This window comes from Leclercia sp. UBA5958, from assembly GCF_002430365.1.
In the GTDB taxonomy this organism is placed as follows: domain Bacteria; phylum Pseudomonadota; class Gammaproteobacteria; order Enterobacterales; family Enterobacteriaceae; genus Enterobacter; species Enterobacter pneumoniae.
In genome coordinates this window covers 241270-255080 of sequence record NZ_DJCE01000001.1, presented here as the reverse complement: position 1 = coordinate 255080, position 13811 = coordinate 241270, and the positions used below count along the sequence as shown (strand labels likewise).

General features: G+C 56.4%; 10 protein-coding genes and 2 tRNA genes. 3 read left to right on the top strand and 9 right to left on the bottom strand.

The features are described from left to right. Positions 1 to 17: 17 nt before the first annotated feature. Positions 18 to 659 (bottom strand): riboflavin synthase, encoded by a 642-nt coding sequence (locus B2Q93_RS01265; RefSeq protein ID WP_046885965.1) that lies wholly within the window; start codon positions 657 to 659, stop codon positions 18 to 20. A gap of 226 nt (positions 660 to 885) precedes the next feature. On the opposite strand from B2Q93_RS01265, the gene mdtK reads away from it, so the two are divergent. The 3 genes from mdtK (at position 886) to B2Q93_RS01250 (ending at position 2574) form a co-directional block, all read left to right on the top strand. Next, complete coding sequence (gene mdtK / locus B2Q93_RS01260; RefSeq protein ID WP_286931648.1) at positions 886 to 2259, top strand: MdtK family multidrug efflux MATE transporter; 1374 nt, start codon at positions 886 to 888, stop codon at positions 2257 to 2259. Between the two features lie 151 nt (positions 2260 to 2410). Further along, positions 2411 to 2487 (top strand) — tRNA-Val (locus B2Q93_RS01255). 10 nt (positions 2488 to 2497) lie between these two features. After that, positions 2498 to 2574, top strand: a tRNA-Val gene (locus B2Q93_RS01250). Positions 2575 to 2843: 269 nt separating this feature from the next. On the opposite strand, the gene B2Q93_RS01245 is transcribed toward B2Q93_RS01250, so the two are convergent. The 8 genes from B2Q93_RS01245 to B2Q93_RS01210 are packed head-to-tail and all read right to left on the bottom strand — an operon-like array spanning position 2844 to position 13778. After that, a complete protein-coding gene (locus tag B2Q93_RS01245) occupies positions 2844 to 4187 on the bottom strand; it encodes a VasL domain-containing protein (RefSeq protein WP_286931647.1) in 1344 nt (447 codons plus the stop codon). Between the two features lie 23 nt (positions 4188 to 4210). Beyond that, positions 4211 to 4654: a type VI secretion system baseplate subunit TssE gene (gene tssE / locus B2Q93_RS01240; protein WP_286931646.1), complete on the bottom strand. Its 444-nt coding sequence runs from the start codon at positions 4652 to 4654 to the stop codon at positions 4211 to 4213. Position 4655: 1 nt separating this feature from the next. Further along, entirely contained in the window at positions 4656 to 5192 is a 537-nt protein-coding gene (gene tssJ / locus B2Q93_RS01235; protein ID WP_286931645.1) for a type VI secretion system lipoprotein TssJ, read from the bottom strand. Then, a complete protein-coding gene (gene tssG / locus B2Q93_RS01230) occupies positions 5173 to 6228 on the bottom strand; it encodes a type VI secretion system baseplate subunit TssG (protein WP_286931812.1) in 1056 nt (351 codons plus the stop codon). Before tssG ends, tssJ begins: the two co-directional genes overlap by 20 nt. Then, the gene (gene tssF, locus B2Q93_RS01225; protein WP_286931644.1) at positions 6228 to 7991 is read right to left on the bottom strand and encodes a type VI secretion system baseplate subunit TssF; all 1764 of its coding nucleotides are present in this window, start codon (positions 7989 to 7991) and stop codon (positions 6228 to 6230) included. The genes tssG and tssF overlap by 1 nt, the downstream gene beginning before the upstream one ends. A 13-nt stretch (positions 7992 to 8004) precedes the next feature. Beyond that, positions 8005 to 8745 carry a hypothetical protein gene (locus tag B2Q93_RS01220; RefSeq protein ID WP_286931643.1) on the bottom strand — a complete coding sequence of 247 codons (741 nt, stop codon included), beginning with the start codon at positions 8743 to 8745 and terminating at the stop codon, positions 8005 to 8007. 45 nt (positions 8746 to 8790) lie between these two features. Next, positions 8791 to 10368, bottom strand: coding sequence for a type VI secretion system protein TssA (gene tssA / locus B2Q93_RS01215; protein ID WP_286931642.1), 1578 nt, complete (start codon positions 10366 to 10368; stop codon positions 8791 to 8793). Then, complete coding sequence (locus B2Q93_RS01210) at positions 10368 to 13778, bottom strand: ImcF-related family protein (protein ID WP_286931641.1); 3411 nt, start codon at positions 13776 to 13778, stop codon at positions 10368 to 10370. The genes tssA and B2Q93_RS01210 overlap by 1 nt, the downstream gene beginning before the upstream one ends. Between the last annotated feature and the right edge of the window lie 33 nt (positions 13779 to 13811).

Below are 13811 nucleotides of genomic sequence, written 5' to 3'. Positions count from 1 at the left end.
CTTGCCGGGGTATTTTTTTATGCTTCATCAACAGCCTGTTTTATGGCTGCCTCTTTTGCCGCCAGGACGCGCTCTACGGTGTCAACCACCGCCTGGGTTTGCGGATCGATTTCAATATTGACACGATGGCCCAGTTTTTTATTCGCAAGCGTGGTGCGTTGCAAAGTTTCCGGGATTAAGTGCACGCAGAAGCGGGTTGGGGTCACTTCACCCACGGTCAGGCTAATACCATCTACGCCGATAAAGCCTTTATAGAGGATGTACTTCATCAGCGTCGGGTCCTGTACCTTGAACCAGATCTGACGATTGTTTTCAGAGGTAAGGATCTTAGAAATCTCGGCGGTAGTCATAATATGGCCAGACATCAGGTGGCCGCCAATCTCGTCGCTGAATTTCGCAGCGCGCTCGACGTTCACCCAGTCGCCTTCCACCAGCTCACCCAGGTTGGTAATGCGCAGCGTCTCTTTCATCAGGTCAAAGCTGATCAGATTGCCGTTGATCTCAGTTACCGTCAGGCAGCAACCGTTGTGTGCAACCGATGCCCCCGTCTCCAGCCCGTCGAGCATGGTGTCGGGCAGCGCCACGACGTGGGTACGGAAGTTCGGTTTTTCATCGATAGACACCAGTTTTGCGGTGCCCTGCACAATACCAGTAAACATGCGTACAACTCCTCCAGGATCGGTACGGTGATTCCACCGTTAATCGCATCACAATAACAGTTGGAAATAGAGGTTGCCAGCACCCTGCCCTATCTGACGTTTTTTTCACTAGATAAATGGCTAAACCCCGCTACAATAGCTGAAATTCCCTCTATTTCTTCTTCTTGCTGCCAGTTACGGCGGCTTTTTTAGTCTCTCAAATAACAACAATATCAAAGGTGTTCACGTGCAGAAGTACATGAGTGAAGCGCGTCAGTTATTAGCCCTGGCGATCCCGGTGATACTCGCGCAAATTGCCCAGACCTCGATGGGTTTTGTCGATACAGTGATGGCGGGAGGCTACAGCGCCACCGATATGGCCGCCGTCGCCATCGGCACCTCTATCTGGCTGCCGGCCATTTTATTTGGTCACGGCCTGCTATTGGCATTAACGCCGGTTATCGCGCAGTTAAATGGCTCCGGACGCCGGGACCGCATTGCGCATCAGGTACGCCAGGGGTTCTGGCTGGCGGGCTTTGTCTCGCTCTTGATCATGGTAGTGCTGTGGAACGCGGGGTACATCATTCATGCGATGCGCAATATCGATCCTGCCCTGGCAGATAAAGCGGTGGGCTATTTGCGGGCTCTGCTCTGGGGAACACCCGGCTATCTCTTCTTCCAGGTGGCTCGTAACCAGTGTGAAGGGCTGGCAAAAACCAAACCGGGCATGGTGATGGGCTTTATCGGGTTGTTGGTGAACATTCCGGTGAACTACGTCTTTATTTATGGCCATTTTGGTATGCCTGAACTTGGCGGTGTGGGATGTGGCGTCGCCACCGCGGCGGTCTACTGGGTGATGTTCTTCAGCATGATTTCCTACGTGAAGCGTGCCCGTTCGATGCGCGATATTCGCCATGAAGTGCCGTTTAGCAAGCCGGATAAAGCCATCATGATTCGCCTGATACAACTGGGCCTGCCTATCGCACTGGCGCTCTTTTTCGAAGTGACGCTGTTCGCGGTTGTCGCCCTGCTGGTTTCGCCGCTCGGGATCGTGGACGTGGCTGGTCACCAGATTGCGCTGAACTTCAGTTCATTGATGTTCGTGATGCCGCTGTCGCTGGCCGCGGCGGTGACTATCCGGGTGGGCTTCCGTCTTGGCCAGGGATCCACGCTGGAGGCGCAAACGGCGGCGCGTACCGGCATTGGCGTGGGCGTATGTATGGCGGTTTTCACCGCCCTTTTCACCGTTGCCCTGCGCGAACAGATTGCCCTGCTTTATAACGATAACCCGGAGGTTATCACCCTGGCCTCACATCTGATGCTGCTGGCAGCGATTTATCAGATCTCGGACTCTATTCAGGTGATAGGCAGCGGTGTGCTGCGGGGTTATAAAGATACGCGTTCTATTTTCTTTATTACCTTTATTGCCTACTGGGTTTTGGGCTTGCCGACCGGCTACATTCTCGCCCTCACCGATCTGGTGGTGGATCGGATGGGGCCTGCCGGATTCTGGATGGGCTTTATCATCGGGTTAACCTCAGCGGCCATTATGATGATGCTGCGAATGCGTCACCTTCAGCGCCAACCGTCCCAGGTGATTTTACAGCGCGCCGCCCGCTAATTGCACAGTAGCCGCCTGCGGGCGGCTACTTTCTCTTCATTTTGCGCGGGAATGAAGCAATCGCGTGAAATCCGAAAGAAATTTGCAGTTTACCTCTTGCCACCTCCCGCCTCTGCCGCTAATATTCGACCCCGTTGTCACACACAACAATGCGTTCATAGCTCAGTTGGTTAGAGCACCACCTTGACATGGTGGGGGTCGTTGGTTCGAGTCCAATTGAACGCACCATCTCTTCAGTGCGTCCGTAGCTCAGTTGGTTAGAGCACCACCTTGACATGGTGGGGGTCGGTGGTTCGAGTCCACTCGGACGCACCATTCTGTTTTATCTTGTTCATTCCCAGCTTTTTACCTTAAACCTTGTGATGTCTTTAGCTCATCCTTTAGCGACGGGTTAACGCGCGCTCCCCTGCCCGGTTTGCTGATTAGCTAACCCCCAACGGTTGCGACGACAATCTTGCCTCCGCCAATGCGTTGTCACACTCAGGCCAGACGGTCAATGGTGTCGAAAAAACAGGCCTCCGTCATGATCACATTCTCACATTCGCTCTCTGGCTGACACATTCATCCCCTGTGCTGAACGGCTATTATGGCTTTGCCTGTTTCAGCAGGCCGTAACGAGCATTAAGTTGTTGCAGATGCTGTTCCGTCAGGCTCTGCTGCGCCGCAGGCCACGGTTCGCCTTCGGGTAAGACAGAGAGCTGGCGCAGCTGTTCTTCTGCCGGAATGGCGCGGTTAAACGACTGCATAATGGCAAACACCTGCGTTTTGAGTTCGCTGACGGTCATATACTTGCCGCGCTTTTCATCCAGCGCATTGAGCTGGTTCGCCAGGTTCTGTAGCCCCGTCATCCCCTGATACCAGCCGTTCAGGCCGGACGTGGGTAACGCCTGTGCCGCAACCTGCTGCTGCCACTGCGTCGCCAGCGGTTTTGCCTGCTCAGGCCACAGCGTCAGCGCCTGCTGCACCAGCTGTCGGCTATAGCTGAAGGCCCAGTCCGGCTCTAATTGCCCCAGCCTTGCTAATTGCTGCTTCGTCTGGCTAATCCCCCTTTCCGGCGACAGCAAACTCTGCGGCAACGTCTTCAACTGCGCCGGAGCGAGCGCGACGGGCAAGGGTGCCAGCGAGGCGGCAAGCTGCGCCTGTAGAGGATCCGGCTGGTGCATCGCCTGCCATCCGCCTACGGTGCCGCCTGCCATGACCAGCATGGTCAGCATTCCGGCGATAAATGGCTTCCACCTCTTTGCGGCTTGTGAGGGGGCGCGCACATACTCGATATGAGGTTGCGGCTCCGGCTGTACGACGTAGACCCTTTTCACAGGATCTGTTGGTTTACTGTCGCGAGCGGGGGGCTCTACGTCACCCGGCTCGGCAACGGGAGAGGGGTAAACCGCCCCGGTCGCACCGTCGCTCTTTTCCAGCCGTATCACCGCGTTATGCAGTAACGTGCGCAGCGCAGTCAGATGACCGCCATGATTTAATTCCCGGCGCTGCAATACCTCTTCCAGCGCTTTCAGATGCGATTCGACCTGGTACATTTGACTGAGGTCGGTGTATGTCAGGGTCAGGGTGCGCATCCCCTGTTGAAGTCGCTTACTGAGCGTGCTGAGGATTTCCACTCGCGCATTAGCAGGATGCGGCCAGAGGTGCTCCCACTGCCAGGAGACCAGCGCCATCAGAACCGTTAACCCCTCGTTCATGCCGGACAACCCGGCATTATGCGTACGGGCAAGCGTATACCAGGCGGCGGTCTGCAACTCGACACCATTATGCTCAAACAGCGAAAGGCAGCGTTTCTCGATATAAATCCAGTCGACATCCGGGCGCGCCGGATGGGTCAGTTTGTTGATTTCATCGCGCAGGGCAACATATTCCGCAAGCGTGCGCGGATCGCCACCGGTTTTGAGGTGGCGTTCAGGAAAGGTTGGCATAGTCATTTCCGACAGAAAGAGCGCTAAATTGCGGCGCGAGCGTCCAGGTACTGCTGCTGTTTAAGATGGCGGATTAAGACCCTGCCTTCCGGCATAAACTCGGTACCGTAGCGCACCAGTCCAATGCCCTTTAGTTCCGCATCAATGGCGTAGCGCAGCTCGCCAGGCTGCCTCTGATCCAGCATCACTACGGTGATTTTGCTCAGGCGCGGCTCGTATTTCAGCAGCACGGCGGAGAGCGTCGCGATCAACTGGTGCGCGGTGCCGGGCATCCCCTGGAGGATTTTGGTCATATCCGGCAGGCCGTAGTCCGGCAGATGTGCCAGCGTCCCGGCGCGGCAGTTGAGAATGCGCTGCATGTTGTCCAGCACCGACAGGATGAGCTGATTCTCCTCGCTGACGCTGTTCAGGCAGAGGCCGCCGGCGAAGTTGCCGAAAAGCATTTCATACAGAGACGGACGTGGCATTTCACTCCTCCTTAAGCGGTTGCAGGGTCAGGCGATTATTGCTGGCTTCAATAATGCGGGGTTTATCCGGGTCGAGGTCGTCACGGCTGAGGACCAGACGCCATGTATCGTTCGCCTGGTCCGGCGACATAAACATCCCCGCAACCGCGACAAACTGTGCCGCCTCTTCCAGCGGCATGTCCAGCGTCATGGATTCTCCCGGACGAAGACGGATATCTTTTTCGGCTACCAGGTCAACTTTAATGGCCTGGCTGTCATCGGCAAACAGCGACGGATAATCGGTGCTGTCGAAAGCCTTGCGATCTTTCAGCTGGTAAATGCGTACGACCGTCGCCAGCGACGCCCCTTTCGCGTTGTTATTTACCCCCAAGCGCGCCTGAATATCCAGATGCAGGGTTTTAACCTGTTGGTAAAAAATGGAGCGGGTCATGGCGACCGTCCCGTCTTTTACCGTTTGCGTCAGCCCGCAGCCGGTTAAGGCCGTGGCGAGTGTTAATGCCAGCAGCGTAGCGGTGGTGTTACCAGCGGTAATCGCCATCTTCATCGCTCTCCCTTCGGTGAATATTTTCCTGAACGCGCTGATAACGGCCCAGATGAATGGTGATAACGTCATTATTGTTTTGCTGCGCATTCAGTGGCCGCAGTACCGCCGTCCGCCCGAGCTGGCCCCCCTGGACGTCATGGCACGCCAGCCGGGCATCCGGCAGCAGATGCCGCGCCACGCACAGCTGCATCCGCACGTCCAGATGCGATCCCAGATAGACATGCAGCAGCGCCATCAGATCGCCGTGCAACTCCCCGCCGGGTAGCCAGCCGCGCACCTCTTCGGGGTTATCTGAGGTCAACTGCAACAGCACCTGACCATTCACGTCCGTCCCGTGCGTGCCCATGACAGGGCGAAGCCGCAGGCCAATCGGCCGCTGCGTACTCATGGTGAGCGGATGCTTCAGCTCGATGCGGCAACGGTCATGGGGATACACCGTCGCACGGGTATCCGGTGCCAGGAGTTGAACCAGCGCAGCGATCCCCTCCGCCGTGCGCCCCGGTAGCAACATGACCGGCAGCAGCGCCAGAAAGCGCGACAGCGGCGTGGCGGTATTGTCCGCACAACCGGGTATCCCCAGCCCCGCCAGCCCAAGCAGATACTGCGAAGTATTGTCAGTGCCGCCCGCCTCAAAGGTCGCCGGATAAGAGTACTTCCGCCAGATACGGTAATACTGGGCGATCAGCCGATGATTGAAGATATCGAGAAAATCGCGTGTGGCTTCAACGCCCTCCCGCCGCTGGGCGATATCGTCGATATAGTGCGTCGGCAGCGGCGATTCGACCCCGTACAGGCCCATAAAGGTGATATTGACCGATGGCGGCAGATGCGTATGTTCCGGTTCCGGCTCCGTCAGCCCCCTGATTTCACTGGCCGGAAACCCCATCCCCGGATGCGGGCGGAAACGGACAGGCTCCTGACGCAGCTGCCAGTAGCTGCCGGGCACCGGCGCATCCGGCTGACTCTGCTCAAGCAATCGGCAGAAGCGGTAAAAATTCATGTACGGCAGTTGGGGCCGTACCCTTTCCATCATCCGGGCAGGCGCGGACTGTGATTCTCTTTCCACCGGATACACTTCCCTTCAGGCTGAACAATCAGCGTGAGCTGGTTAAACTGGTTCATGTCGGCGTACAGGGCAAAAAAGCGGTTGAGCATTTCACCAAACAGGTGGATGTCGCCTTCACCCGTAAAGCCGTTGCTGTCGAGCGTCACTTCCACGTCCAGACCCCGCAGCAGAAACCCCTCTTCGAAACGCTGAATACGGTGGTGCCTGACGTCCAGAATGGCGTCCAGGCGACGGTTGTTTAACTCATCGTCCCGCCAGTTATAGAGCGACAGCGTGCCACGCAGCACATCCGCGCTGCTCATCATATTCAGAAAGCGGGTGCCCAGATGGCTCATCACCCGCCAGTGGAAACGATCTTCCGCAGGGGGGTAGGCCGGGAGCGTCGGCTTACACAGGTTGCGCACGGTTAGCGGCGTTTCGGAGACCTGTTCACTGCGGTCAAGCAGCGTGCTTTGCAGCGCCCGGCGCGGCAGTTGGCCGTTGGTGCCGGTGATACGCAACGACACGGTTTCCCGGGTTATTTCCCGATCAGCCTCCCACTGCTGGCCGCCGAGGATCAGCCAGGTATCGTGCATGCCGTCGACGCCCCGCTTCACGCGAGTGTGGAAATAGCGTTCCGGCGCGTGGCGGCGCATCATCCCGCCCTGATGACGGAAGCTGGTGAACGGCACATAGCGCGCATCCCCGGTACGCCCGGAGCCGGTAACGCTGTCAACGGAGTAAATCTCGGTGTGCCCGTCCTGCAGGCGCTTCGGACGCAGCAGGTACTCGCTTTCAAGCCCGCTGATGGTCAGCGGATCGGCCTCAAGCGTGAACAGGTTGATCACCGGCACGCAGTGCAGGCGCAGGGCGTCGCGGGTCACCGGCAAATCGCTCTGCCAGACCTGGCTGAACACCACTTCGATATCAACATGTTCTGTCCCCGACGGCAGTGTGATGTTTTCCAGGCCGTTAAGGTGCACGAACATAAATTTTTCACGGAACGTGAAATACTCCAGCAGCAGTTGATACCCGCTAAACGCACTGCCCGCTTTGGGCCACAGGCCATCTTCATCGCCAAAGCCGCCTGGCGAGAAGTAACCGTCGAACGCGATGCGATCCGTCTGCCCCGGCAAACGCAGGTAAAGGCTGGCCTGGCGTTTGGTCAGCCACAGGTGCAGGGCGCTGCCCGTCACAACCTCTTCCCCGAGATACAACGGCAGTCGGCGCAGATCGACCTGCGACCAGTCGGCCTGGCCGCTGCAAGTGAAGCGTAACCGCAGAACTGAACGTCCGTCCGGCTCTGTGGTCATCACCACGGCTGACACCACCAGCGGGTTGAGCCTCAGATCATGGGTGGTGCGGTAGCGGCAAACGGTATTTTTCTGCCCCACCGGGCGGGACGAGATTTCCAGCCCGGCGGGAATGACTTCGCTCATCTTCATCGCCGCAACGTCCGGGCTGAACGCCACAATCGACAGCGACGGAATGGTGCGCATGTAGTGTGGCCACAGCATGCTGACTAGCCCTTCCGTCAGCTCCGGCAGGTCGTCATCAATTTTCTCGCGCAGACGGCCCATCGAGAAGGCAAAGCCTTCAAACAGACGCTCGACGTACGGGTCTGGCGTACCGGCCTTATCAAGATCCAGCATCGCCGCCCGGTCCGGGTGGGTTTGCGCGAACTCCTTTGCCGCCTCGCGCAGGTAGCGCATTTCGGCGTCAAAATAACGCAGGGTTAAATCTTCCATAGATTCCAGATCGTTAACGTCCAGTAGGAGGGTTGGTGATTAGCCCTAACACGCGAATACTGATTGGGAAAAAAACGATATCAGCAACCGCGGCGACAGGAGTGAGAACGACATTTGTCACTAAATTAGCAGGATGGAATTCTGTAGAATTATTATCGACATAAAACTCAACCTTATGGGGTTTATCCAGTAGCGTCATATCATTGAACAAGCTGTTATTTTTCTCACGAGGAAGTATAACCCCAGCTAAAGATATACGTTTGACATAGTCTTCACCTTTACGCTGAAAACCAGCCTGCTTTAACGTTTCGACATCGTGGTCTGTAATTGTTTTAATTTGTTGATTTACTAATACAAAGAGTTCATCGGAGAAACTTAATATTGCATCATCATTATCTGGTTTGTTAAGCTCAAGCCTTAGAGCGTCTTTTTTCCCGTAGCCCGAGACCAAAGGGTATTGAGTCGATATTTTATCTAGCGCCAGAAGCTCATTAGCCCCAGTAGTAAGAATATAAATATTTTGCTTTCCCAGAAATGCAACACCATTTTCAGGAATAGACACTTTTATTGAAGATGTGCCTTGCAAGGCCGTAACTGAAAGGTTTTTATATTGAAAAGCCGCCGTTACATTGTCCTCAATAACCGTTTTATATCCATATCGATGCTCAACGACTTCGTTACCGCTCCAAAGCAGAGCTGTACATCCTGACGCTAAAAATACGAAAGACAACATGACGGTTTTTACGAAACGCATATGTTTCTATTTCCTTATAGAATAAATAATATGGTGAGAAAGTAATCAGCCACACAGTACTGCGGCTTTTACCGGATCAATTGCAACCAGCCCTGCCAGCAGCAACTCCATTTCCGGATTCAGAAGAGCCTTATCCGCCTCGCTACGTCCTGCTTTCATGCGCAGCAGTTTCAGGCGGCGGGCTTTAACTTCAAATAGGAGCCCGGGTTCCCACTGCGTGAGGGTGACGGTTGTCGCCCCGTCGTCCATCTCACCCAAAAGGTGCAGCGCCAGCTCATTTTTGCCCGTCTGCTCGGCGACTCTCGCCATCAACAGACGCAGCAGCCAGCGGTTGCGCCTTGAGGTGATACCAGGGCGATTTTGCAGCCATGCCAGCGCAGCCTCCGTCCCTTCGCTATCGGCAAGGGCTAAGGCTTCTGTCTCAAGCTGCAGAATGTCCTCATCATCGACTGCGGGAGAAGCCCCGAGCGTGTGTGTCTCACACCAGCCTGTCGTGCTCTCCTGCACCTGCTGTTGGATCCAGTTAAGCGTCACGTCGTCGGCAAATGGCGTACCGTCGTTAAATGCCAGCGTCTCCAGCCCCGTCAGACGTGAGAGAAACCCTTTCAGGTCAGCCTGGATAATGGCCGCCTCGTGTTCATGGCCTGATTTGACCAGCGCCTGATGCAGATACCACTGCACATCCAGCCACAGATGGTTGGCCCCGCGGGACAGCAGGCTGTCCGCCTCCTCCATCAGCTCCCGCCAGCTCTGCTGCAGATACAGGCGTTTCAGAAGCGCCCGCTGGTCAGGTTTCGGCGGCTCAATGCGGGTTCTGCCGTCTGCCAGGAGAGGCGGTAGCTGGTGAAGCGTGTCGTGGCGAAGGTTTTTTATTAAGCGGTGGGCGGACAGCCAGCCTTCCGGCTGGTTTCTCAGGTAATCAGCCAGCACTCGCGCCTGCGCCAGCAGCTCCTGCCCTGACGCGATTCCGCCCAGCGAGGGGACGTTCGCGTCCGTCATGGATGTATGACCGGTATCGCTAACGTTTTGCGGCACGACGGCCTCCGGGCCGCCGGATTTTTGCAGACGCGTTTCCAGCGCGGTGTAAAGCCCGGCCGGTAAAACGATTTCTCCTGCCTGCTCCAGCAGTAACAGCGCACCGGCACTACGCAGGGTATCGGCATTATTGACTTCCGGGTAACGTGCGAGGCTGTCGAGCATTCTGACGCTGGCAAGCCATTCGAACGCCCCCAGGCGACTGCGCTCGCGCTGCGGATGCAGTTGTACGCCATAACGCAGTACTAATGCTGCCATCAGCTCAAGACCGTCTGCCAGGCCCGCCTCACCATCGCGATGCAGGCGCGCCCAGGCGTAATAAGAGACCACACGAATATCTTTGGTTGTGGTGGTCAGCAGTTTTTCGGCAAGCTGACAGACCCGATCCGTGTCTGCGCCGGAGAGTTTGTTTACCTCCTCCCGCATCTGCTGAAAATCATCATCGTAGCCCGGGTCTTCCCCGACTGGATTTTCAGCTGATACCGGTTGCAGCCAGTTTTCCCATAGCGACAGACGCTGTTGCGTCCGCGCAGCCACATCATCCGCATTGGCCTGGCAGGCGCTAATCAATGTCTCAACCGTCGCCATCAGAATCTTTCCTCACTATTGCCTTCGTCCTCTGTCGGGTACGCCGCAACAGATGCGTTGACGTTGAATATGGCCTCCGGCAGGCTAAAGTTACGTAACTTCAACAGTGCCAGCGGCCCTTCTCCCGCTTCGGTGCGCAGGGTATAGTTCAGCGGCCTGCCATCCTGAGCCTGCCAGCTCAGACTCCAGCTACTGCCTGTTCCCGGGTAGGCGCTGACCGTGGCTTTGTCCAGCAGCCGTATCCAGCCCCATGCGCCGGACATATCGGCGTACTGCCGCGTTCCGGCCTGGGTACTGATCCAGCTCAGGGCCGCGCCCGGGGCTTCCGTATCCGCAGGCCAGGTGAATCGCTTCCAGGTGGGCATCTGGTTCATATAACTCAGCTTTTGGCTATCAATCACCAGCGTGGTTTGCATAACGCCATCAGCCGTGCCGGGGCGGATCTCAAAGGAAAGCCCGGCCTCGCCGTTGATAAACACCACATCGGAGAGGTGGCTCAGGGTATCGACCGCGCGAATGAAGGCCGGATTAAAGGTTAACCCCTGAGCGTTTATGCTGTCCGGCACCCAGTGACTTCCTTCTTTATGCAGTACGCCATTTAGCCGGGTCTGCAGAAACTGCGTAATGCGTCCGGAATCGGCATTGAGGTATTTCGCCAGCAGCGGCAGAGATACCTCGCTGCTAACATCCTTAAACGGATACCTGCCGCCAAACGCCGTGTTCCAGTCCGCGACCACCGCGCTTTGCCACTGGGCATTGAGGCTTTCCGCTGCCGGGGTCAGCACCTGCTGCCAGGCCTGTTCCATGGGGCGAACGAATACCGTCTGCCCGAAGCCGCTCCACTCCTGGCCCAGTCCCGCCGCCACCAGGCTGCCGTAGTCCCGGGTTTCGGTTAAATCCACCGCCTTTCCCTGGAACACCGTCTGAGCCAGCGCCTGGGTCATCGCCTGCGGATCGGTGGCATTGGTCACCTGCTGAAGACGCAGGCGCACCTGAGTCACACGCGTCAGGAAGGTTTGCAGGCTGAGGTCCGCATTGCCCGTCCCTTTCGTCTGACTGCCCATCAGCGCCAGTACCGGCCCAAAGGTTGCATCGAGCGGGCCATGTGCACCGACCTGCTGGTCGATGGCGGGTTGCTCATCGCGGTTAAACAGATTTTTCGCCGATTTGACCAGCGAATCGGATATTGCCTCTCCGGACTGCCCGGTGCGTCCCTGTACGCTCAGGGTGTTCATCAGGGCGACCAGCGGCGACTGACGCACATCGGCCATCAGGGTCAACTGGTCAATAGCGTCCGACAGCGTGGCTGCCGGCTGAAGCCGCAGGCTATTGAGGAAGTCGAGCCAGACGCCGCCAAAATCAGCAAAGTAGCGTTCCGTCAGGCGCGCTTTCAGCGCTTCCGGTGAGGCCTGCTGTGTGGCTGGCTGTTTAGTGTCGCTCAGTACCCAGTCCATTTCATCGCGACGCTCCCTGACGACCTTTTCAATGGCGGGCTGCACCGCCTGCTCCCACGCCTGCCGGGTGAACATCCCCGGCACCACTTCACTGGTCGTGAACAGGCGTGACGCATCCGTATCGCCGGTCATGTCCGACAGGCGCATGTCGGCATACTGGTTTGCCACCTGCGCGAGCATCTTCTGGTACAGCGTGGATTCGCTGTTACGCATCCCCATCTGGCGGATCAGCAGCGTCCGTGCCTGGCTAATCAGCCCTTCATCAGGATGCAATCGCCACTGCGGATGGGTCACCAGATTGGCGCCGTAGAACCGAAGCAGCGAAGTGCCGCTTCCCTGCCAGATGCCGTCTTTCACACCCGAACGCTGCGGCCAGTCCTGCATCAGCATGCCGGAAAACCAGGCGGCGTCCATTCGCTCCGGTCGGGCCAGCATCAGGTACAGTTTCAACTGGTCGTAAGCGGTTTTGGTCATCTTCTCGCGTAGTGGACTGTCCGGCGGAAGCTGCACGAAGGCGCTCAGCTGTTTCTGAAGATGAGTAGCCGCCGCATCGCGCAGCAGCGGTATCGCATTTTCGCCGTAGCGCGGCAGCAATGCCGCCAGCAGTTCATCATTCTGGCTAAGGCCGCCGCGGGCGTACCACGGCGCACCGTGTTCCGCGCGATACTGAAGGCGGGAAAGGGTTTTCTGCAGTTCCGAAAGCGCCTGCAGACGCGCAGCCAGCGGCTGATTGTCTGCGGAGGCCTGTTGAACTTGCTCCTGTGCGGACGCTACCAGACTGCGGTTGGCGGTGAAGGAGACCATCATCGAAATGCTCAACAACAGCATAGGGATGGGGGCCACTGCCAACAGTCCTTTTCTCCGTGATAATCCCTTTTTATGTACTTTTAACCCGGCGGGCAAGGTTACGAGAGAGTCCAGCAACACATCCCAGCGTTCATCTTTACCCCAGTGATGTTTTACACGACGGGCTACATCCGGGGATGATGGACTGAACAGAAGCCCAGCCAGGGACAACGAATGGTACGGATTCAGAAGTGCAGACAAAGGAGCGCTTATTTTTTCTGCGGATACTGAAAGTAACCATTTTAGATCCAACAAAAATGTGAATTCCGGGTTAAGACAAATTTGCTGTATACCAGGGAGCGTCAGTTGTCCGGCCAGATGCTGTAACTGTGTATCAATATCAGCGGGTTTCGCACATTCCGGCAACAGGCAGCCCCCCACTGGCTGGGTCGTTTTACCCTTATGCCAACGCCCTGGATGCACAGACCAGATATACAATGGTAACCGCCAGCCTGTATGCTCATACCGGGTAACAAGACGATTCGAAATGCTGTCCATTTCATCTGACGATAATGTGGCGTCATTTACCGGCTCGTTCAGTATTGCAAACTTATCAAATATGGATGTCACCCAAACCAACGCATCCACCGGGCAAGAACATAATGTGCGTACAGCCTTGAACCAGTCGCTGTCTGGCGAAATGTTAATATCTCCCCCCCACAGCAATACTGTTCCCTGATCTTCCAGCCAATACTGGCTACTCAGACCTGGTGCAAGATGTTCCACATCAGTAACGCTGCCTGCCAACATCAGGATGGTGACCTTTCGCCGCCAGAAAAGCCCATACTTATCGCGAAGCACCTGCTTCAATGTGGTCAGTGTCGCTACATGTGTCGTTTTTTGTCCCAGCGGAGATATTTCAGATGATGAGGTGCGGGTGTTAGCATCTTTGTTTTTGTACCTGAGCCAGAAGAACTGAACTATCAGTCCCCCGTAACGCAGCAGAAACACAACAATACATAACCCTGTAAAAGCATAAAGCTTTGCCTGAGAGCTTGTCAGACCGATCCTGTCACCAAAATGATAAATTCCCCAGGCAATGCCAGCCAGTACTAGTACGACAAACCAGAAGCGGCTGCTCCAGTGTTCAGTACTACCCGATGCAATCATCCTTTTTTCCTGTTCTGCCAATGTTGATTTAAT

Excerpts from the sequence above, each read along its gene's own strand:
- B2Q93_RS01265 (WP_046885965.1), bottom strand. The coding sequence starts at position 659 with ATGTTTACTGGTATTGTGCAGGGCACCGCAAAACTGGTGTCTATCGAT.
- B2Q93_RS01245 (WP_286931647.1), bottom strand. The coding sequence starts at position 4,187 with ATGCCAACCTTTCCTGAACGCCACCTCAAAACCGGTGGCGATCCGCGC.
- tssE (WP_286931646.1), bottom strand. The coding sequence starts at position 4,654 with ATGCCACGTCCGTCTCTGTATGAAATGCTTTTCGGCAACTTCGCCGGC.
- tssJ (WP_286931645.1), bottom strand. The coding sequence starts at position 5,192 with ATGGCGATTACCGCTGGTAACACCACCGCTACGCTGCTGGCATTAACA.
- tssG (WP_286931812.1), bottom strand. The coding sequence starts at position 6,228 with ATGGAAAGGGTACGGCCCCAACTGCCGTACATGAATTTTTACCGCTTC.
- tssF (WP_286931644.1), bottom strand. The coding sequence starts at position 7,991 with ATGGAAGATTTAACCCTGCGTTATTTTGACGCCGAAATGCGCTACCTG.
- B2Q93_RS01220 (WP_286931643.1), bottom strand. The coding sequence starts at position 8,745 with ATGCGTTTCGTAAAAACCGTCATGTTGTCTTTCGTATTTTTAGCGTCA.
- tssA (WP_286931642.1), bottom strand. The coding sequence starts at position 10,368 with ATGGCGACGGTTGAGACATTGATTAGCGCCTGCCAGGCCAATGCGGAT.
- B2Q93_RS01210 (WP_286931641.1), bottom strand. The coding sequence starts at position 13,778 with ATGATTGCATCGGGTAGTACTGAACACTGGAGCAGCCGCTTCTGGTTT.